18 protein-coding genes are annotated in these 19,536 nt (G+C 31.6%); 15 read left to right on the forward strand and 3 right to left on the reverse strand.

Features of this window, described 5'->3' with window-relative positions:
- Nucleotides 1-254: integrase core domain-containing protein (locus tag IF125_RS12840; protein WP_225542761.1), on the forward strand; the 254-nt coding region annotated here is incomplete at its 5' end.
- Between the two features lie 60 nt (nt 255-314).
- Here IF125_RS12840 and IF125_RS12845 read toward each other — a convergent pair.
- On the reverse strand, nt 315-1,004 hold the full coding sequence (locus IF125_RS12845; RefSeq protein ID WP_225542762.1) for a zinc metallopeptidase: 690 nt from the start codon (nt 1,002-1,004) through the stop codon (nt 315-317).
- A 203-nt stretch (nt 1,005-1,207) separates the two neighbouring features.
- Here IF125_RS12845 and IF125_RS12850 point away from each other — a divergent pair, with 203 nt between their 5' ends.
- The 6 genes from IF125_RS12850 (at nt 1,208) to IF125_RS12875 (ending at nt 6,678) form a co-directional block, all read left to right on the forward strand.
- Entirely contained in the window at nt 1,208-2,332 is a 1,125-nt protein-coding gene (locus IF125_RS12850) for a GNAT family N-acetyltransferase (protein WP_171621737.1), read from the forward strand.
- Nucleotides 2,333-2,373: 41 nt separating this feature from the next.
- Entirely contained in the window at nt 2,374-3,531 is a 1,158-nt protein-coding gene (locus tag IF125_RS12855) for a M14 family zinc carboxypeptidase (RefSeq protein ID WP_225542763.1), read from the forward strand.
- Nucleotides 3,532-3,567: 36 nt separating this feature from the next.
- A complete protein-coding gene (locus tag IF125_RS12860) occupies nt 3,568-4,119 on the forward strand; it encodes a TlpA family protein disulfide reductase (RefSeq protein WP_225542764.1) in 552 nt (183 codons plus the stop codon).
- The gene (locus IF125_RS12865; RefSeq protein ID WP_188320128.1) at nt 4,112-4,729 is read left to right on the forward strand and encodes a DUF4230 domain-containing protein; all 618 of its coding nucleotides are present in this window, start codon (nt 4,112-4,114) and stop codon (nt 4,727-4,729) included. Before IF125_RS12860 ends, IF125_RS12865 begins: the two co-directional genes overlap by 8 nt.
- A gap of 112 nt (nt 4,730-4,841) precedes the next feature.
- On the forward strand, nt 4,842-5,882 hold the full coding sequence (lpxK, locus tag IF125_RS12870; protein ID WP_225542765.1) for a tetraacyldisaccharide 4'-kinase: 1,041 nt from the start codon (nt 4,842-4,844) through the stop codon (nt 5,880-5,882).
- Nucleotides 5,866-6,678 carry a purine-nucleoside phosphorylase gene (locus IF125_RS12875; RefSeq protein WP_171621742.1) on the forward strand — a complete coding sequence of 271 codons (813 nt, stop codon included), beginning with the start codon at nt 5,866-5,868 and terminating at the stop codon, nt 6,676-6,678. Before lpxK ends, IF125_RS12875 begins: the two co-directional genes overlap by 17 nt.
- Nucleotides 6,679-6,813: 135 nt before the next feature.
- Here IF125_RS12875 and IF125_RS12880 read toward each other — a convergent pair whose 3' ends face one another.
- Together IF125_RS12880 and IF125_RS12885 are read right to left on the reverse strand one after the other, a co-directional pair.
- Nucleotides 6,814-7,248 carry a hypothetical protein gene (locus IF125_RS12880; protein WP_188320126.1) on the reverse strand — a complete coding sequence of 145 codons (435 nt, stop codon included), beginning with the start codon at nt 7,246-7,248 and terminating at the stop codon, nt 6,814-6,816.
- 150 nt (nt 7,249-7,398) lie between these two features.
- Entirely contained in the window at nt 7,399-8,340 is a 942-nt protein-coding gene (locus IF125_RS12885; RefSeq protein ID WP_225542766.1) for an MBL fold metallo-hydrolase, read from the reverse strand.
- 123 nt (nt 8,341-8,463) lie between these two features.
- Between IF125_RS12885 and IF125_RS12890 the strand changes: the two genes are divergently transcribed.
- From IF125_RS12890 to IF125_RS12925, 8 genes are all read left to right on the forward strand, one after another.
- Nucleotides 8,464-11,352, forward strand: coding sequence for an alpha/beta hydrolase family protein (locus tag IF125_RS12890; protein ID WP_225542767.1), 2,889 nt, complete (start codon nt 8,464-8,466; stop codon nt 11,350-11,352).
- A gap of 169 nt (nt 11,353-11,521) precedes the next feature.
- Entirely contained in the window at nt 11,522-12,934 is a 1,413-nt protein-coding gene (locus IF125_RS12895) for a hypothetical protein (protein WP_225542768.1), read from the forward strand.
- A 588-nt stretch (nt 12,935-13,522) separates the two neighbouring features.
- Entirely contained in the window at nt 13,523-15,004 is a 1,482-nt protein-coding gene (locus tag IF125_RS12900; RefSeq protein ID WP_225542769.1) for a type I restriction-modification system subunit M, read from the forward strand.
- A gap of 2 nt (nt 15,005-15,006) precedes the next feature.
- Entirely contained in the window at nt 15,007-15,624 is a 618-nt protein-coding gene (locus IF125_RS12905) for a hypothetical protein (protein WP_225542770.1), read from the forward strand.
- A complete protein-coding gene (locus tag IF125_RS12910; RefSeq protein ID WP_225542771.1) occupies nt 15,621-17,081 on the forward strand; it encodes a type I restriction-modification system subunit M in 1,461 nt (486 codons plus the stop codon). The genes IF125_RS12905 and IF125_RS12910 overlap by 4 nt, the downstream gene beginning before the upstream one ends.
- Nucleotides 17,081-18,253: a restriction endonuclease subunit S gene (locus IF125_RS12915; RefSeq protein ID WP_225542772.1), complete on the forward strand. Its 1,173-nt coding sequence runs from the start codon at nt 17,081-17,083 to the stop codon at nt 18,251-18,253. The genes IF125_RS12910 and IF125_RS12915 overlap by 1 nt, the downstream gene beginning before the upstream one ends.
- Nucleotides 18,253-18,753, forward strand: coding sequence for a hypothetical protein (locus tag IF125_RS12920; protein ID WP_225542773.1), 501 nt, complete (start codon nt 18,253-18,255; stop codon nt 18,751-18,753). Before IF125_RS12915 ends, IF125_RS12920 begins: the two co-directional genes overlap by 1 nt.
- A 24-nt stretch (nt 18,754-18,777) precedes the next feature.
- Nucleotides 18,778-19,437: a hypothetical protein gene (locus tag IF125_RS12925; protein WP_225542774.1), complete on the forward strand. Its 660-nt coding sequence runs from the start codon at nt 18,778-18,780 to the stop codon at nt 19,435-19,437.
- The last annotated feature ends 99 nt before the right edge of the window (nt 19,438-19,536 follow it).

Genomic DNA, 19,536 nt, shown 5'->3' on the forward strand with positions numbered 1-19,536 from the left:
CAGATCCTTATGAGAATGCCATAGCCGAAAGAATCAATGGAATTTTAAAACAGGAATATGATATTGATAAATTTAATGTAGATTTGAATACAAGAAAGATTTTGGTCAAACAAACCGTAGAGATTTATAATGAGTTCAGACCGCATTTGTCAAACTATTATTTAACGCCGATGCAAATGCACCAACAACAAGATTTAATACCAAAATCGTACAAAAAGAAAAACAGTACAAATACGAATATATGTACTGTTTAAAATAAAATTTTATTGGTCTAATCCTGTATCATTTTTTCAGGACGTTACAAGTTATAAAATTTATTCTTTTCGACCACCCATCGCCATCATCACGAAATAAAGTAATTGCGCTAAAGAACCAATTGCAGCAACAACATATGTTCTTGCGGCCCATTTTAACGAGTCTTTTGCACCTTCATATTCGTTTGGCATAACCATATTAGTCCCTTTTAACCAAGCCAAAGCTCGGTTCGAAGCATCATATTCTACTGGTAACGTTACAAAAGCGAAAACAGTTGTTACGGCAAATAAGAAAATCCCAATCCATAATAAAGTGGCATTTTTAGAAGATGCCATTACAATTATACCTAACATCAAAATCCATTGATTTAATCGAGATGCTAAATTTACCATTGGAACCATTTTCGAACGGAATTGTAACATATTATATCCAACAGCATGTTGAACAGCATGTCCAACTTCGTGTGCTGCAACAGCTGCAGCAGCTGCATTGCGTTCATGATAAACTACTTCAGATAAATTAACTGTTTTATCCATTGGATTATAATGGTCTGTTAATTGCCCTGGAGTCGAAATCACACGAACATCGTGGATGTTATTGTCAGAAAGCATTTTTTCTGCAATTTCTCTTCCAGACATTCCGTTTGCCAAATGTACTTTCGAATAATGCTTAAATTTACTTTGTAGTCGGTTGCTAACAAACCAACTAATTAGCATAAATAGTCCAATAATAATGTAATAACCTGTCATCTATTTTTATTTTATTTTTTTAATTTTTAATCGTTGTTTAAAATTCAAAAAGTATTCCAATAAGTGAATAAAGACAAAAATAATAGAATTGTTGGCTTTTTGGCAGATTTATGCATAAAATCATATAAATTGAAGATGGAAAACTGACATTTTAGTTAAAAAACATTCTATTGAAATTACAAAACTTAGTATCTTTGCGAGCTATGAGCATTCGTATTAAAGAAGTACAATCTAAACAGGATTTGGAGGCTTTTATTAAGTTTCCAATGCATTTGTATAAGGATAATCAATATTACGTTCCGCCCTTTATTAACGAGGAGAAGGAAACATTAGATGTTTCTAAAAATCCAGTTTTTAAGGATGCTGAAGCACGTTATTTTCTTGCTGAAAAAGAAGGGAAGATTGTGGGGCGTGTGGCTGCAATTATCAATTGGCAAGAAGTAAATAAACAACATAAACGTAAAATGCGTTTTGGTTGGTTTGATATGATTGATGATATCGAAGTGACAAAAACACTTTTAGCCAAAATTGAGGAAATTGGAAAAGAAAATAAATTAGAATATATAGAAGGACCAGTTGGATTTTCAAATTTAGAGAAAGCAGGAATGCTGACGATGGGATTTGATAAATTAGCAACAATGGTAGGTTTATATAATTATTCATACTATTCGCAACATTTAGAAGCATTAGATTTTGAAATGGCAAATGAATGGGTAGAATATGAATTACCTGCGCCAACAGAATTACCAGAAAAGGTCATTAAATTTAATAAAATCATTCGTGAACGTTACAAATTAAAAGAATTGAAGTTCACTAAAACTTCTGAAATTCTTCCTTATGTTGATGAAATGTTCGATTTGTTGGACAAAACATACAGTGAATTAGACACCTACGTTCCGATTGCAGATTACCAAATAGAATATTACAAAAAGAAATATATTCCGTTTATCAATCCAGATTTTGTAAATTGTATTGTGGATGAAAATGGAAAAATGGTTTCGTTTGCGATAACGATGCCATCATATTCAAAAGCGATGCAAAAAGCGAAAGGCAAAATCTTGCCTTTTGGTTGGTGGCATCTAATGCGTGCGAGTAAAAACAACGATTCTGCGCAATTCTACTTAATTGGAATTGATCCTAAATTTCAAGGTAAAGGCGTAACAGCATTAATTTTTAATGCAATGTTTGATACTTTCAAACGTAACGGAATCAAGTTTTTGGAAACAAATCCAGAATTGGCCGACAACGAAAGTATTCAAGTGTTATGGAAATCTTATAATCCAGTAAATCACAAACGTCGAAAAACGTTTAGAAAATCAATTCAATAAAATATATAACGTAGAATTTAACACGAATAAGGTAAATAAACATGTTTGATATTCAGCAATTAGATCAAGAGTATTCGACTTTTAAACAAGAAGGTTTTGATTTGAAATGGTTAAATTTTGAAGATTTAAAGAATTATTTTTCACTAAAATCGTCTCAAAAAGAACAAATAGGAACATCATTTTTAGGAAATGAAATTTATAAATTAAATTTCGGAACTGGAGAAAAACGTTTATTAATTTGGTCTCAAATGCACGGAAACGAATCTTCAGGAACTCGTGCAATGTTTGATGTAATTAATTTTTTTGAACAAAAATCAGAATTGGCTCAAACTATTTTGTCTCAACTGACAATTGATTTTATTCCAATGTTAAATCCAGATGGTGCTAATGTCAATACACGTCGAAATGCAGTTGGAATTGATATTAACCGTGATTTTTTAGCTAAACAATCGACTGAAATTCATATTTTGTTAGATCAAGTAGAGAAAGGAAATTACCAAACTTTGTTTAATTTACATGATCAACGTACCATTTTTAATGTTGGTCAAACAGCGAAACCTGCAACGCTTTCTTTTTTGGCACCTTCGTATAATGTTGAGGAAGATGTAAACGAAGTTCGTGAAAAAACGATGGGTATTATTCAATCCATGAATACAGCATTGCAACAAGTGATACCGGGGCAAGTAGGTCGTTATACTTCGGAGTTTTATCCAATGTCGACAGGTGATAATTTTACGAAAATGGGGTATCCTTGCGTGTTGTTTGAAGCAGGTCATTTCGCAAATGATTATCAACGAAATACGACGAGAAAATATAATGCGTTAGCAATTTTAGCTGGCTTAAATGCGTTGGCAACGCAGGATAAATTTCCGTTTGATAACTATTTATCAATTCCTCAAAATGGACAAAAATACTTGGATATATTAATTCGTAATGTTCAACTTAAAAATGAAGATAAGTTTTCATTTGTTGATTTGGGAATTTATTTTGAAGATGAATACAACGAAGAAAATAATACGGTTGATCAAATGGCTAAAATTGTTGAGATTGGCGATTTAAGAAAATTCATCGGGCATCTTGAAATTGATGCGAAGAAGCAAATTTATAAAGGAGTACAGAAGAATTATCCCATATTAAATCAATTAGCAACTTTCGAAATTGGTTCAATTAAGTTCAAAAATGGTCGATTGATTGACTAATTATTTATACATTTAAAACCTAAAACTAAAAATAAAATGAAAAAAATATTGGCAATTGCACTTGTAGCAATGTTAGGATTTTCGACGCAAACTTTTGCTCAGAAAAAAGTGACGAATCGCGTAATTACTTCAGAAAACGGAACAAAAATGTTGACCGGAGAATTTAACAGAGAAGCTTTAGAAGAAGCTGATTTTAAAGGTTGGTACAACCAAGAATACAATTCTTACGAAGTTGAAAAAAGTAAACTAAGAGCATTGAAAGGTTTGAGAAACTATCGTATCGAAGTTTTTGTAGGAACTTGGTGCCCAGATTCTCGTCGCGAATTGCCTCGTCTGTATAAAATATTAGATGATATTAAATTTTCTCAAAACCGTTTGAAAGTGATTGGTGTTAACCGTCAAAAGAAAAGTTTTAATGGAGAAGAAATCAATAAAAATATAATTCGTGTTCCGACAATTATCGTTTATAATAATAAAAAAGAAGAAGTTGGAAGAATTGTTGAATCTCCTGTTTCTGGATATTTAGAAGAGGATTTGGCACAGATTGTGAATGGTACGCCGTTGACACCAAATTATACAAATGAGTAATTTAAAAAAAATAATTCTTGTCGTTGTAGCTTTTGTTTTTGGCGTGATGATTACGTATTTCATCATGGATAAATTTAAAACAGAAGATTATTCCGAACAATCGCATGTCATAGCTTATCAAATCGAACGAATGAATAAAATGATTGTTGCTGAACAAACTTATTCAGATTTATACAATCATACATCAAAAAAATCAGTACCTGGTTTTACAGATATTTTTTCGTCGGATAAAAAAGTAACACTTTTAGTGAAAGCAAAAGCACAAGCAACCTATGATTTAAAAAAAATGGATGTTGAATTAGATTCGGTAAATAAGAAAATTATAATCAAATCAATTCCAGTAGTTGAAATAAAAGTGTATCCTGATGTCAGTTTTTATGATATGGATCAAAGTGTTTTTAATAAATTTAGTAAAGATGATTTGAACGGGATTAAGAAGCGTGCGGTAGAGCATGTTGAGAAAACTGTCGATAAATCGAAATTAAAAAAAGAAGCACATCAACAATTAATTCAAAATCTTGGCGATTTGTACTTCTTGGCTAAAACCTATGGTTGGACAATAGAAGATAAAACGAGTTATGCAAACGAATTGAATAAATTATACGATTAAAAATAATTAAAAACCTGTTCGAAAGAATAGGTTTTTTTAGCTGAATAAAGAAATGAAGAGTTTCTTATTTTAGAATTAAAAATAGTATTTTCGCTTAATATTAAAAATAAAAATGAATTGGCGTAGATTTTTACTTCCATTTTCTGGTTTATATTGGATAGGAACTTCGGTTCGAAATCTGTTTTACAACATTGGAATGATGCGTTCTACATCATTTAATATTCCCATTATTAATGTTGGAAATTTGTCTGTAGGAGGAACAGGGAAGTCACCTCATATCATGTATTTGATTGATTTGTTGAAAGACGAGAAATTAACTGCAACATTGAGTAGAGGTTATGGTCGAAAAACAAAAGGTTTTTTAATTGCAAATTATTCTTCTAAGGTTTATGATATTGGAGATGAACCGATGCAGTTTTTTCAACGTTTCAAGAACAGAATCTTGATTGCTGTTTGTGAAGAAAGAGTTTTTGGAGCTCATAAATTAATAGATCATTACAAATCAGAAGTGATTTTGTTGGATGATGCGTATCAACATCGCGCAATAAAAGCTGGTTTCAACATTATGTTGACAGATTTTAATAACCCATATTACAAAGATTTTTTGTTACCAGCTGGTGATTTGAGAGAGAGTGGAAGTGGAGTTCGTCGTGCTGATATTGTAATTGTAACAAAATGTCCTGATCGAATTTCGGAAGAAAAACACAAAGAAATTTCGAAACAAATTAAGTTGAAATCCCATCAACAATTATTTTTCTCGAAAATTGTTTATGATAACAAATTGATAGGAAGATTAGATGATGTAGAGAAATCAACTTGGAAAAATCTAAATGTTATTTTGGTTACTGGAATCGCAAAAACTGATGGTTTAGTGAAATTTGCAGAAGAAAATTTTGCCAATGTATTGCATTTAGAATATCCAGATCATCATAATTTTAGTCAATCAGAAATTGAGTATATTTACAAACGATACGAAGATACGGAAGGAAGAAAACGTTTTGATAAAATTATCATGACAACGGAGAAAGATTTTATGCGTTTGATGGAAGAATCCATGATAAAAGACGATTTATATTATATTCCGATTCGTATCGAAATTAACGATAAAGAAAAATTTAATCAAACTATTTTAGAGTATGTTGGAAAGAATTAATGAGGCTGTAAAGTACATCAATAATTTATTGCCAGGTCAACCAGAATTTGTAATTGTATTAGGATCTGGTTTAGGAAAATTAGAAGACGAAGTAGAAAATAAAGTTGTAATTAACTACAAGGATATTCCAAACTTTCCTCAAGTAACAGTAGAAGGACACAAAGGTCATTTAGTATACGGAACTATTTTGGGTAAAAAAGTTTTGATGATGGCTGGTCGTTTTCATTATTACGAAGGGTATTCGATGGAAGAAGTTACTTTTCCAATGCGTGTTTTTAATGGATTAGGAATTAACAAAGTTATTTTATCAAATGCTTCAGGAGGTGTTAATCCAAATTTCCAAGTAGGAGATATTTTAATTGTAAAAGATCATATCAACATGATGCCAGAACATCCTTTACGTGGAAAAAATATCGACGAATTAGGACCACGTTTTGTAGACATGTCTAAAGCGTATGACAAAGAAATGTTGAACGAAGCGGTAGAGTTTGCTAAAGCAAATGATATTTTAGTTCATCAAGGTGTTTATGTCGGATTACAAGGTCCAACTTTCGAAACACCATCAGAATATGGATTGGTACGTTTTATCGGTGGAGATTGTGTTGGAATGAGTACTGTTCCAGAAGTAATTGTTGCTCGCCACATGGATATGCGTGTGTTCTGTGTTTCTGTAATTACAGATTTAGGTGGACCAGAAATTTCGTTTGATGTTTCGCATGAAGATGTCTTAAATGCAGCGAACAATGCTATGCCGAATGTAATTAAAGTGGTAAAAAGTGTTATCGAAAATTGTTAATTTTCAACGAAAATAAGATAAAAAAGCCAACTTTAAGTTGGCTTTTTTATTTGGTAATAATCGGTGAATTCGAAAGAATAATATGGTCAAATAACAAGACGAATCCACCGACAAGTTTGTGAAGCAGTCAATCGATTAGATCTCAACTTCTCGTTCAGAATTTGTGCAATTACTATGAACGATATAATCGATTAGTTTTCCATTTTCAAAACACAACATCAAATCTTCTTCATAAATTGAGGTGTGCGTTAATTGGTTAAATTCCAATAATTTTCCTTGCGGAATTTTAATAATACCAGAATACCAAATGGCAAAAACTTCTTCACTTTTTGGAAACAAATAGTCCAGCTCAACTTCATCTAACCCATCTAAATATCCTTTAAAATTGATTAAGAATAATTCATCATTTCGTAATTCCCATTTTCCATAATAACCTCTCCAACATGTTGGAGACGGAGGTGTAAAATAGGGAGGATGTTTTAAATTTTTAAAATAATGGTGTAACGGTTGTTCGGCTATAATATATTGTTGATTGTCGATCAATAAAATTTCTCCTATTTGCGTGGTCATTTTTTCTTTTGGTTTATTCAAATGTAGAATAGCCAAATCAATTAATGAAAGAACAATAGTGCTATTTTATCAAAATGATAAAAATTGACCGACAAAAATAAATACTTAAAAATTATTATGTCTTTAAATAATAAATAAAGTAATAGTTATTTATTTTAAAATAATTCTCTCACCTTGTTGAGGAAAAATATAATGAATCATATAAGGATTATCTTGTAGTAATTCTTCTTTTATTTTTTGTTCATAATCTCCTTTTGGCTTAATATGCGTAACGATGATGTTTAACCCTTTCAATTTATTTTTTCCAACGATTTTCGCTAATTCTCCTAATTCTTCGTTGATTAATTTTGGTGTTAAATGACCAAATAATAAATTTTCTGGTTGCGAATTAGAGAAAGAAACCTCTAACATCAAAGTGTTCAATTTACCCGATTTTATTTTTGGTGATATAGCTTTCCAAATCGTCTGTAAATTTGTTGTTCCTTCTATACGATCAGCTCCAGTATCGCCAAAATATAAAACGGCATTCGAATCATTTTCAACTAAAATAGCAGCACTTTTTAATGGATTGACATGACTCAATTCGTAAATCGTTCCAGTGAGATTTGTATTTTCTATATTAAATGGAGTGCCTATTTTGGCATAATTGTACGTATATTTATTTAAAATTGGAGCCTCTCCTTCATTTGCAAAATTTGCCCACGCATCATTTGTAAAGTATTTATTTTTCAAAACATCAATCATTTCCGAAGTACCATAAATAGGTTTTTTCGAGTCTTCAGGAGAATTAATAATCATTCCAGAAAGATGATCCAAATGTCCATGCGAAATAAAATATCCTTTGATATAATTTTTTAGAACATTTCCAATTTCTTCCTCAAAAGTGCCTTTTTCTATTGCTTTATTGATTCCAGCATAAATCGTTCCTGCATCTAAAGCCAAGTAGTCGTTCGTCGATTCTTCTCCTATTAAATAAGAAGAAAGATTACTTTCATTACTTCCTCCATAAACGCCAAGCGGTACAATTTGAATATTTTGAGCCGAAGAGATCATCGAAATTCCTAAACCAATGCTTAAAAGATATTTTTTCATTTAAATGATATTTTGAACAAAAATACAAACGATACAATGATTACGAGAGATAATACGAATACTTTGTAAAAACTTTAGTATTTTCACAACTCTATTAAAAATTAACGCACAATAATAATTAGGATGAAATCGAATTTATCTACTAAAATTTTGAAAAATTATGCCTCTCAACTTCTAACCAAAAAGGCGATGTATGCTGCGGCTATAGCTCTATTGACAACGAGTGTTGATGCGCAAAAGAAACCTCTTGATTTGACTGTTTTTGATGAATGGCAATCAATCGGAATGAAAGAATTGTCGAATAACGGTTCTTGGGTAGCTTATCAAGTAAATGCACAAGAAAGCGATAATACGTTGAATTTTTTTGGTCTGAAAACGGATAAAAATTTAAGTTTTCATCGAGGTGAACAAAGTGTTTTTACAGCAGATTCTAAATTTGCTATTTTTAAGATTAAACCTTTTTACAAAGATTTGAAATTGGTTCGAATCAAAAAGAAAAAAGAACACGAAATTGCAAAAGATTCGATCGGAATTTTAAATCTTGCAACTAATCAAGTTGAAAAATTACCCAATATAAAATCGTTTAAAACGCCTAAAAAGGAAGGTTCATTTTTAGCTTATTTAGTAGAAAAAGAAGACTTGAAGAACGATAAAAATGTCAAGTCAGATTCAACAAAAACAAAAGATAAACCTGTAAAATCCGCAGGAAAAGATAAAAAAGACACACCTTTAGAATTGGTTTTAAGAAATTTGATTTCTGGTCAGAAAAAATCGTTCAAAAATGTGATGAATTATGAGTTCAGCGAGAATGGTAAACAATTAATTTTTTCGACAAAACAAGAGAAAAAAGATAGTTTAGATCAAACAAAATACGGTGTTTTCTTAGTGAATACGGCAACTTTTGTTCAAAAGCAGTTGGTGGATACAATTGGTGAATTTAAACAATTTGCATTTGACGAAATGGCAAGTAAAGTAGCGTTTGTTGGTACGACAGATGAAGAGAAAAAGGAGAACAAAACCTATTATTTATATCATACATCAACAAATAATCCACAACAGATAAAGAAAACTGAATTGTTAGGATTGAAAAAAAATTGGCAAGTTTCAGAAAACCGTCAGCCAAAATTTAGTAAAGATGGAAATTTTTTATTCATAGGTTTGATGCCGAAATTAGTTGAAAAAGACACTACAATAATTGCAGATGATCATGCAAAGGTTGATGTTTGGAGTTACAAAGACGAATTTATTCAACCGCAACAATTAAAGAATCTTGAACGAGAGAAAAAACGTTCGTATTTATCTGTGATTGATTTTTCAAATCCAGAAAAAGTGACGCAATTAGCAGATTTGGACATGAATCAAGTTGAAATCTTGAACGAAGGAAATTCAAATTTTGCATTAGGAACTTCTGACAATGCCTATCGATTAATTTCAAATTGGGATTTAACAAGACGTAGAGATTACTACATTGTGAATGTTAAAAATGGACAGCGAGAATTATTTGCACAAGGTTTAGCAGGAAGAGTAGAAATGTCTCCAAATGGAAAGTTTGCGGTGTATTATAATGCAGAAAATGGACTATGGTCGAGTTATAATATCGAAACAAAACAAACGAAAGTTTTGAATAAAAAACTGAAAGTTAAGTTTTATGATGAGGAAAATGATTCACCAACTTTAGCACAAGCGTATGGAGTTGCTTATTTTACAGATAATGACGAAACAGTATTAATCAAAGATCGTTATGATATTTGGGAATTTGATTTGGTTGGAAATCGTCGTCCAGAAAATGTAACAAATGGTTTTGGTCGTAAACACAATATTACATTTGATATTAATCAGTTGAATGAAGAACTCAAAACAATAAATCGTGATACGCAACTTTATTTAGGTGCTTTTAATAATCAGAATAAACAATCAGGTGTTTATCAAACTATTATTTCGAAAGCTAAAAATCCCGAAAAAGTAGTGATGTCGAATACATGGGGTGTTCAAAAAATGACGAAAGCATTGAATGCCAACCAATATATTTATACCAAAGAAACATTCCGAAACTCTCCGGATGTTTATGTATCAACGAATTTTAAGGATGAGAAAAAAGTTTCTGCTATCAATCCGCAACAAAAAGATTATTATTGGGGGAATGGAGAATTGGTAACTTGGAAAACGTATTCAGGAAATAACGCAACAGGAGTGGTGTATAAACCAGAGAATTTTGATCCAAACAAAAAATATCCAATGATTGTTTACTTCTACGAAAAACTTTCAGATAATTTGAATCGTTATCAAGCGCCTGCACCAACACCTTCACGAATCAATCATACGTATTTTGTGAGTAACGATTATATTGTATTTACACCAGATATTTCGTATACAGTTGGCCATCCAGCTAAGTCTGCTGAGGATTATATAAACTCTGGAGTAGAAGCTCTGAAGAAAAATAACTGGGTAAATGGTGATAAAATTGGTATTCAAGGTCAGAGTTGGGGAGGTTACCAAGTTTCACATTTGATAACAGCTACCGATATGTATGCAGCAGCTTGGGCAGGTGCTCCAGTTGTAAATATGACTTCTGCTTATGGTGGAATTCGTTGGGGAACAGGTATGAGTCGTCAATTTCAATACGAGCAAACGCAAAGTAGAATTGGTAAAACATTGTGGGAAGCACCAGAATTATACATCGAAAATTCACCATTATTTAATATGCCTAAGGTAACAACGCCTGTAGTTATTATGCATAACGATGAAGATGGTGCAGTTCCTTGGTATCAAGGTATTGAAATGTTTATGGCGTTGCGTCGTTTAGGGAAACCATCATGGATGTTAAACTATAACGGTGACGATCATAACTTGATTAAACGTGCCAATAGAAATGATATTCAAAAGCGTCAAGTACAATTTTTTGATCATTACCTAAAAGATCAGCCAGCTCCGAAATGGATGAGCGAAGGAGTTCCTGCAATTTCAAAAGGAATTGATTGGGGCTTCGATTTAGAGACGGTAAATGACTGGTAGTCAATGTAATAAATTGTAAGTCATTTAGTTAAATTATTTTATTAATAAGACATTAAGAGACAATAAAAGATATTAAAAAACACTTTGAGTCATTAAAAGTACCCCTATTTCTCACCTCGAGATTTGGGGGTATTTTTGTTTAAGAAATAATTTAAAAACATATAACTATATGATTAACTATCAGTTAAAAAGTAAGGACACTTCTAAACATCAACCAGTGTACGCATACATCACTGGTGTGTTCAATATTCCAAATGCTCGACTTAAAATAAGTATAGGAAAGTCAATAAACCCTAATGATTTCGGATTAAAATCTGAGAATTATAGTTTCAACTCGCAACACATAAAAAATTCTAAAAAACCAGAAGTCCTTGTATTTAAAAGGGTTTTAGAGGATTTTGAGAGGGCAGTTGATAAGACTTTAATGTATTTTTTAGGGGTAGAAATAGGGGTAGATTTAGAACTTTTTAAACAAAAATTACTCGAAAATCTTGGTAGAGAACAAAAAGTTGTTGAAAAGAAATCAGATGAAATTTTGGTTACTGATTTCATAGAAGATTATATTGAAGAGTCGAAAGAGTTGGTAAGAAAAGGACAGAAAAAGTTAGCTGAGTCGTCAATGAGAAAATATATACAAGTAAACACTCATATTAAAAATTACCAAGAATTTCTTAAAAAAGAAATATACATACATGAGCTTAGTTATGATGTATTTATCTCAATGATTGAAGTGATAAATAAGATAGCAATAGGAAAAATCAAATTAAAAAATAACCACCAAAAGAGTAAGAGTCGTATAACCAATGGTGCGGGTTACTCGTTGAACACTTTGAACACATTTACGAGTCGTTTAAAATATATGCTTGGTGAAGCTCGCATAAGAGGTTATCATCTTCATCCAACATTACATCTTGATGATAAACGATTAATAATAGGTGCTTGTAAAGGTTCAAAGGACTTCTATTTTGATGAAGATCTTTTATATAAAATATATAATCATCAAGCATTAAGTAAGTCGACACAACACGCAAAGGATTACATTATGTTAGCAAGTACAACTGGTATGCGTCATCAAAGTATTGCGTTGTTGCATGGTCAACAACCTCAGACTGTTACGACTCCAACTGGTGAAGAATTTTTTGGTGTGAAAAATATAGCAAATAAGACTGGAATAAAGTTATTAAGTCCTCTAATGAAGCCAGCACTTGAAGTTTATAAGCGTCTAGGTGAATTTCCAAAATATGATAGTGTAACCACCATAACAAGACAGATAAGAGCATTATTACTTGAGATGAAAGTAAATGATAAAGTAACTCTTGAACGTACTATTTTTGGTGTAGGAAAGGTTAATGAAGTGAAGAAAATGACACAAGTTGCAAGTAGTCATGTTTGCAGAGCTTCGTTTATCACTAACTTATTAAATCTTCGTATTGACCGTAATAAAGTACAAATGATGACACATAAAGCGATGTCAGATAATAGTGCATTTTCGCTTTATGATAAACGTTCTGAGGTCGACAGAGCAATCGATTTTTTTGAAGCAACTAAAAATTCAGAATCTATATTTTTCAAGTACAAGTAAGGGGCATAATAGCCCCTTTTATTTTACTTGTTATTGTTCAACAACCACTCTACAACTTCAACTTCAACGTACATTTTCATGTTTGTTATTTTGTTCCTTCGTAGGGGGAAACCCTTTGTTTTTTCCCAGCGTTGGAGTGTCTTTGATGATATTCTCAGCTTTGCACATACATCACTTGAATATAATATGTCTTCCAACTTGTAAGGTTGTTTAGTGGGCTTATTAACAGCCATCTTTTCAAATTTTTAAAATAATAGATGCGCTATCGCATAAGGACTATTTTTTTTGTTGATCTCTATTATAGAGATCGTTTTTGCTCATTCAAAGAGCTATAAGGACTATTTATTTTTGATTAATTTCAAAATTTGAACACCACAAATATAGGTATAATATTTTTATTATAAAAATTATTTATAATATTATTTTTTATAATAAATAAAATTGATACAAAACTTATTCTTATCTTTTAGCATAGATGTTTTTCTATAATTAATTTTTGTTCTAACAAAAAAGAATCAAAGAAGCTATTAAGGCTTCTTTTTTTATTATTGGGTTTTACCTAAATTGCAACATTATCTAATACAACTAATGAAAGGAGAAAAACTAAGTTTGTCAGAACTTGAACAATACTTATCTAAAGCAGCATGGATTTTAAAGGGTCCTGTTGATGCTTCAGACTTCAAAATTTATATATTTCCATTACTATTTTTTAAACGGATTTCAGACGTATATGATGAAGAATATGCAATGGCATTGGAAGAGTCTGATGGTGATGAGGAATATGCTTCATTAGCTGAATTCCATCGATTTGAGATTCCAAAACGATGTCATTGGAATGATGTACGTGAAACAACTATCAATGTAGGGCAGGCTATTGAACAAGCTCTCAGAGGAATCGAGCAAGCGAACCAGAACCATTTGTTTGGAATTTTTGGAGATGCACAATGGAGTAATAAAAATAAATTATCAGATCGTTTATTAATCGATTTAATCGAGCACTTCTCTCAATATACATTATCTAATGCAAATGTAGAAGCAGATATGTTAGGAAATGCTTATGAATATCTAATCAAGCATTTTGCGGATTTAACCAATAAAAAAGCTGGTGAGTTTTATACACCTCGATCAGTTGTAAACTTACTAGGATTAATCCTAGATCCAAAAGAAGGTGAATCTGTTTATGATCCAGCTTGTGGAACTGGTGGTATGCTATTAGAGTGTGTTGATCATTTAAAAGAGACGAATCAGGATTACCGTACATTAAAGTTATATGGGCAAGAGAAGAACTTAACTTCAAGTTCTATAGCTCGTATGAACATGTTCTTACATGGGATGGAAGATTTTCAAATTGCACGTGAGGATACACTTCGTAGCCCAGCATTTTTTGACGCAGATGGATTAAAAAAGTTTGATTGTGTAATAGCCAACCCACCATTCTCATTAAAAGATTGGGGAGCTGATCAGTGGTTGAACGATCCGTATGGTCGTAACATTGCTGGTGTTCCTCCAAAAGGTAATGGAGATATGGCTTGGGTTCAGCACATGATTTCTTCTTTAAATGCTAGTGGTCGAATGACAGTAGTTCTCCCACATGGTGTTTTGTTCCGTAAAGCCTCAGAGCTTAAAATTCGTAAAGCTTTATTGGAGATGGATCTTCTAGAAGCTGTAATAGGTTTGGGTCCAAATATCTTTTACGGAACTCAATTAGCCGCATGTGTTTTAGTTTTCAAGAAAGTAAAAGATTCGAACAAAAAGAATAAAGTTTTATTTGTTGATGGTGCAGATCAAATTAGAGTTGGTCGTGCCCAGAACTTCTTAGAAAAAGAGCATGTTGATCAATTATTTGCTTGGTATTTGAATTACCAAGACGTTGAAAATTATGTAAAAGTAGTCGATATGAATCAAATTATTGAAAACGATTACAACCTGAATATTCCATTGTACATCGATAAAATCATTGAAGATAATCTACCTTCAGTACAAGAGGCAGTGGAACAATTAAAACAAGCCTGGGAGGCAAGTCAAGAAGCTGAGAGTAAATTTAAAACAATCTTAGAAAAATATATTTAAAAATGACTGAGGTTGAATTTTTACAAAAAGTATGGGATCACCAAAAGAAGTGTAAAGAACTTGCAGAAGGTGATGGAGGTTATAATATAATCAGAGGACAAGCAAAAGTGTCATCTGGATATATTGAAGATTTATTCGCATTGTTTTTAGCTAAACGTATCAATCGAAAAGATTATAGGTTTTTAGTTGATAAAACCACAAGCTTGCGATATTCTAAAAATGGTAAAGCGACTACGTTTAAACCAGATCTTTCAATTATCAATGAAGAGAATATTTTTACGGAATATTATGATTTAAAAACGAATCTAGGTTGGAATCGTGATTTGGAGAAGTATATCAAGAAAAAAAATGAATTTGTTTCTAAAATTAAAGGTAGAAATGGATGGATTCATTTTGATAAAAATAATATTTTAGATATAAAATTTTCGGAAACATTAAAATATAAAATGGTTGTTATTCATGGTGGTAACATTAATGAAATACAATTAAACAAAAATCTAGAATTAGTACAAAATCTAGAGCATGTAGAATTGTACATTTTATACGATCACTATAACCAAAGGAATAATATCGAAGATTTTAACAGATTGTATGACTTAGAAAGTCTTAATGAACAATGACACAACAAGAACTAGAAAAATATTTGTGGGGTGCTGCAACCGCATTACGCGGAACAATTGATGCTGGCGACTACAAACAATATATATTCCCATTGTTATTCTTTAAACGTATATGTGATGTTTACGACGAAGAATACCAACAAGCATTAAAGGAATCTGATGGTGATTTAGAATATGCATTATTTGCAGAGAATCACCGTTTCGAGATTCCAAAAGGAGCGCATTGGCAAGATGTACGAGAAACCACAACTAATGTAGGTATAGCGATACAAAATGCCATGCGTGAAATTGAAAAAGCAAACCCAGATACCTTAGAAGGTATTTTTGGAGATGCCAGCTGGACCAACAAAAATCGTTTGTCTGATGAAACGTTAATTAACTTAATCGAGCATTACTCGCAATACCAACTAAATTTGGCTAATGTAGCTGATGATAAATTAGGAAATGCTTATGAATATTTAATCAAGGAATTTGCAAACGACAGCGGGCATACAGCAGCAGAATTTTACACCAATCGTACGGTTGTAAAGTTAATGACGAAGATTATGGATCCACAGCCAGGAGAAAGTGTTTACGATCCAACTTGTGGTTCTGGTGGTTTGCTACTAAACTGTGCTTTACATTTAAAAGAAGAAGGTAAAGAATACCGAAACCTAAAATTATACGGACAAGAAATTAACTTGATTACTTCTGCCATTGCACGTATGAACATGTTCATGCACGGAATTGAGGAGTTTAAGATTGTTCGTGGTGACACATTAGCTGAACCAGGATTACTTGAAAACGACCAATTAAAGACGTTTAACGTTATTTTAGCGAATCCACCTTATTCCATTAAGTCTTGGGATCAAAAGTCGTTTATAAACGATCTTTGGGGACGAAATCTTTGGGGAACACCTCCACAAGGTTGTGCTGATTATGCATTTCAACAACACATACAGAAATCGTTAGATAAGAACAACGGACGTTCTATTTCGCTGTGGCCGCATGGGATTTTATTTAGAGATAGCGAAGCAGAAATGCGTCGTAATATGATTGATTCTGATGTGGTAGAAGCAGTGATTGGTTTAGGTCCAAACTTGTTTTACAATTCTCCGATGGAAGCGTGTTTATTAATTACCAATAATAACAAACCTGAGCATAAGAAAGGAAAAATTCTAATCATCAATGCAGTTAAAGACGTAAAGCAAGAGAAAAGTATTTCCTTTTTAGAAAAAGAACATATTGATAAGATTTATGCTGCCTATAAAAATTTTGAGCCAATTGAAGGCTATGCGGTAGTAGTGGATAAAGAAGATGTTTTAGAGAGAAAAGGTAGCTTAAACATTGCGCAATATGTTTCAAACGTTGAAAGTAATGTAGAGCAAATTACTTTAAAAGAAGCTATTAATGATTGGGAAATAGCATCTGATGTTTTAGTAGATAGTATGAATAAATTGTTTGAAAAACAGGCATAATGGTATTAGATAATATAGATAAATCCAATTGGGAATCATTTCCGTTTGAAAAAATTGCTAAACGTATTGCTGAAACAGTAGATCCTAAAAATACGGATTTAGAAATTTACTATGGACTTGAACATTTAGACGGAGAAACGATTCATATTCGTAGAAATGGTACTCCAGATGATGTTAAAGGAGGTAAATTAAAATGTTATCCTGGTGATATTATTTTTGGGAAAAGACGTGCGTACCAAAGAAAAGCTGGTATTGTAAAACAAGCTGGTATTTGTTCTGCTCATGCATTTGTATTTCGAGCAAACGAAGAGTTGATTGATGCGAGATTATTTCCTTTCTTTTTACATTCCGATCAGTTTATGCATCGAATGGTAGACATTTCGGTAGGTGGATTATCCCCAACGATAAATTGGTCTGATTTAAAGCATCAAGAATTCCTTCTTCCACCAAAAGACCAACAAGCAGAATTAGCCGATTTATTATGGGCAATGGATGAGGTCATCGAAAAAGATTTGGAGGTTATTCTAAGGTATAAATCATTTTATCATAAAAATATTAATGAACTTACTTCTAGGAAAAATAAATACTGTAAAAATGAATATTTATTAAGTGATTTAGGTGAAACATATAATGGTTTAAATGGTAAAACTAAAATTGACTTTGGTGAAGGTGAACGATATATAAACTATTTAAACGTTTATCGAAATTTTGAGATTAATGAAAAAGAATTTGATTTAGTGAGAATTAATTCTAATGAGAATCAAAATCAAGTTAAATATGGAGATATAATTTTTACAGGTTCTTCTGAAACTCCAGATGAAGTTGGCTTAACTTCTGTTGTATTAAAAGACTTGAGAAATTATTACTTAAATTCTTTTTGCTTTGGTTTTAGATTATTTGATTTCTCAAAATTAGATCCTCGTTATGCTAAATTTTTGTTTAGAAATAGTGAGATTAGGAATTTCCTAAATTTACGAGCACAAGGTTCTACAAGGTTTAATCTATCTAAAACAGATTTAAAGAATAAACTAATACTTCACTTACCTGATGTTGAAAAACAGTTAGAGATTTATAATAATTTGAATGATTTGGAATTAAATGTTTCAAAATTAAAATCCAAACTTCAATCCTCAAAAGCATTACAAAAAGCATTAATCAATCAAATGTTTTAATGAAGTATTCTGCTCCCTATCGATTTCAGCTGAAAATTGAGGAGACCGTAGCGTCTCGTAAAAACATGGTGATAGAATTAGATGGTAATCCCATTCGGTTTTCAGCACCATTAACCAAAAATAAAGTTCCTAAGATTTATGTGATGAAGATTGCTGGAGAGATAGTGTACATCGGTTATACCTCTCAATCGATCACCACACGTTTAAATAATGGGCTTAGAGCTAATGGTAAAACAGGATATCATGGCTATAAATGGAAAAATGAAATCGATCAAATGGAATTACTGGTTTTTGTTTTCGATGCAACATTAACAGACGATAAGGAGCAGAACAAACCAATAATTAATTTTGTAGAAGCTATTGAAGCGGAATTAGTTTTTCAACACAGAGAACAAACAGGGAATTGGCCAAAATTCCAACACGAAATCCATTTTAACAACTGGGATAGAGATCGTGTTTTAGAGATATCAAAACATATTTATAGGTCAATTACAGAATAAAATTAACACTAACAAAATTTAGCTATGAATGATCAAGTACATATTGTAAAGTACTACGAATTAACAGATTGTGCGATGGAATCTCTTTTTAATAAATTTAAAGAAAATCCAAAGCTTATTCTTACAGAAAGCGACTTGAAGTGTTGGTTGTTTATGGAATTGCAAGTTGTGTTAAATGATCAAGATTTACCATTTTCAGTACATACAGAGGTAACACACTATTTAAGAAATCCTCAAATTGAAAGAAAATTATTCATGAGAGATTTAACGATTTTGAATGATAAAAATCTCAATTTAAACGAGGAAATTTGGAATAAAAATAACAACCAAGAACATACGTTATCTAAAGGTTTTCAACACATTGGTCCAGCACTTCATTTTGAGCTAAAATTAGTTCGAAATGGAAAAAGTATTGGAGAAACTCCTACAATCGATCCATCTGATATCTGTAATTTAAATAAAGTAGATGGAACAAAAAGAGCTTATTGTATAGTATGGGGTAGTAAAAGTGATAACGTATCTGTTGGACAATTGAAAGAGAGTTTAAATGCTGTTATTGATAATTTAACAAACATCAAATTGGTAGAAGATAATCGTTTATCAATCTATTTGTTTGATAAGGATAATTTTGAGAAAGTTGAGTTGACTATAGAGAGTATTAGCGGTAAAGTAAAAATGGTTTAACCCAGTAAGAACCTACAAAAATATGTACGTTGTCAAAATGATTTGGACACCTCTTTCTAAAAATTAAGAGAGTGTTTGGTTTATAAATTTATTATTTTT

The sequence above is a fragment of the Empedobacter stercoris genome (genome assembly GCF_020281205.1).
GTDB lineage: Bacteria > Bacteroidota > Bacteroidia > Flavobacteriales > Weeksellaceae > Empedobacter > Empedobacter stercoris.

Excerpts from the sequence above, each read along its gene's own strand:
- IF125_RS12905 (WP_225542770.1), top strand. The coding sequence starts at position 15,007 with ATGACTGAGGTTGAATTTTTACAAAAAGTATGGGATCACCAAAAGAAG.
- IF125_RS12845 (WP_225542762.1), bottom strand. The coding sequence starts at position 1,004 with ATGACAGGTTATTACATTATTATTGGACTATTTATGCTAATTAGTTGG.
- IF125_RS12925 (WP_225542774.1), top strand. The coding sequence starts at position 18,778 with ATGAATGATCAAGTACATATTGTAAAGTACTACGAATTAACAGATTGT.
- IF125_RS12880 (WP_188320126.1), bottom strand. The coding sequence starts at position 7,248 with ATGACCACGCAAATAGGAGAAATTTTATTGATCGACAATCAACAATAT.
- IF125_RS12850 (WP_171621737.1), top strand. The coding sequence starts at position 1,208 with ATGAGCATTCGTATTAAAGAAGTACAATCTAAACAGGATTTGGAGGCT.
- IF125_RS12875 (WP_171621742.1), top strand. The coding sequence starts at position 5,866 with ATGTTGGAAAGAATTAATGAGGCTGTAAAGTACATCAATAATTTATTG.
- IF125_RS12855 (WP_225542763.1), top strand. The coding sequence starts at position 2,374 with ATGTTTGATATTCAGCAATTAGATCAAGAGTATTCGACTTTTAAACAA.
- IF125_RS12900 (WP_225542769.1), top strand. The coding sequence starts at position 13,523 with ATGAAAGGAGAAAAACTAAGTTTGTCAGAACTTGAACAATACTTATCT.
- IF125_RS12890 (WP_225542767.1), top strand. The coding sequence starts at position 8,464 with ATGAAATCGAATTTATCTACTAAAATTTTGAAAAATTATGCCTCTCAA.
- lpxK (WP_225542765.1), top strand. The coding sequence starts at position 4,842 with ATGAATTGGCGTAGATTTTTACTTCCATTTTCTGGTTTATATTGGATA.
- IF125_RS12915 (WP_225542772.1), top strand. The coding sequence starts at position 17,081 with ATGGTATTAGATAATATAGATAAATCCAATTGGGAATCATTTCCGTTT.
- IF125_RS12865 (WP_188320128.1), top strand. The coding sequence starts at position 4,112 with ATGAGTAATTTAAAAAAAATAATTCTTGTCGTTGTAGCTTTTGTTTTT.
- IF125_RS12860 (WP_225542764.1), top strand. The coding sequence starts at position 3,568 with ATGAAAAAAATATTGGCAATTGCACTTGTAGCAATGTTAGGATTTTCG.
- IF125_RS12885 (WP_225542766.1), bottom strand. The coding sequence starts at position 8,340 with ATGAAAAAATATCTTTTAAGCATTGGTTTAGGAATTTCGATGATCTCT.
- IF125_RS12910 (WP_225542771.1), top strand. The coding sequence starts at position 15,621 with ATGACACAACAAGAACTAGAAAAATATTTGTGGGGTGCTGCAACCGCA.
- IF125_RS12920 (WP_225542773.1), top strand. The coding sequence starts at position 18,253 with ATGAAGTATTCTGCTCCCTATCGATTTCAGCTGAAAATTGAGGAGACC.
- IF125_RS12895 (WP_225542768.1), top strand. The coding sequence starts at position 11,522 with ATGATTAACTATCAGTTAAAAAGTAAGGACACTTCTAAACATCAACCA.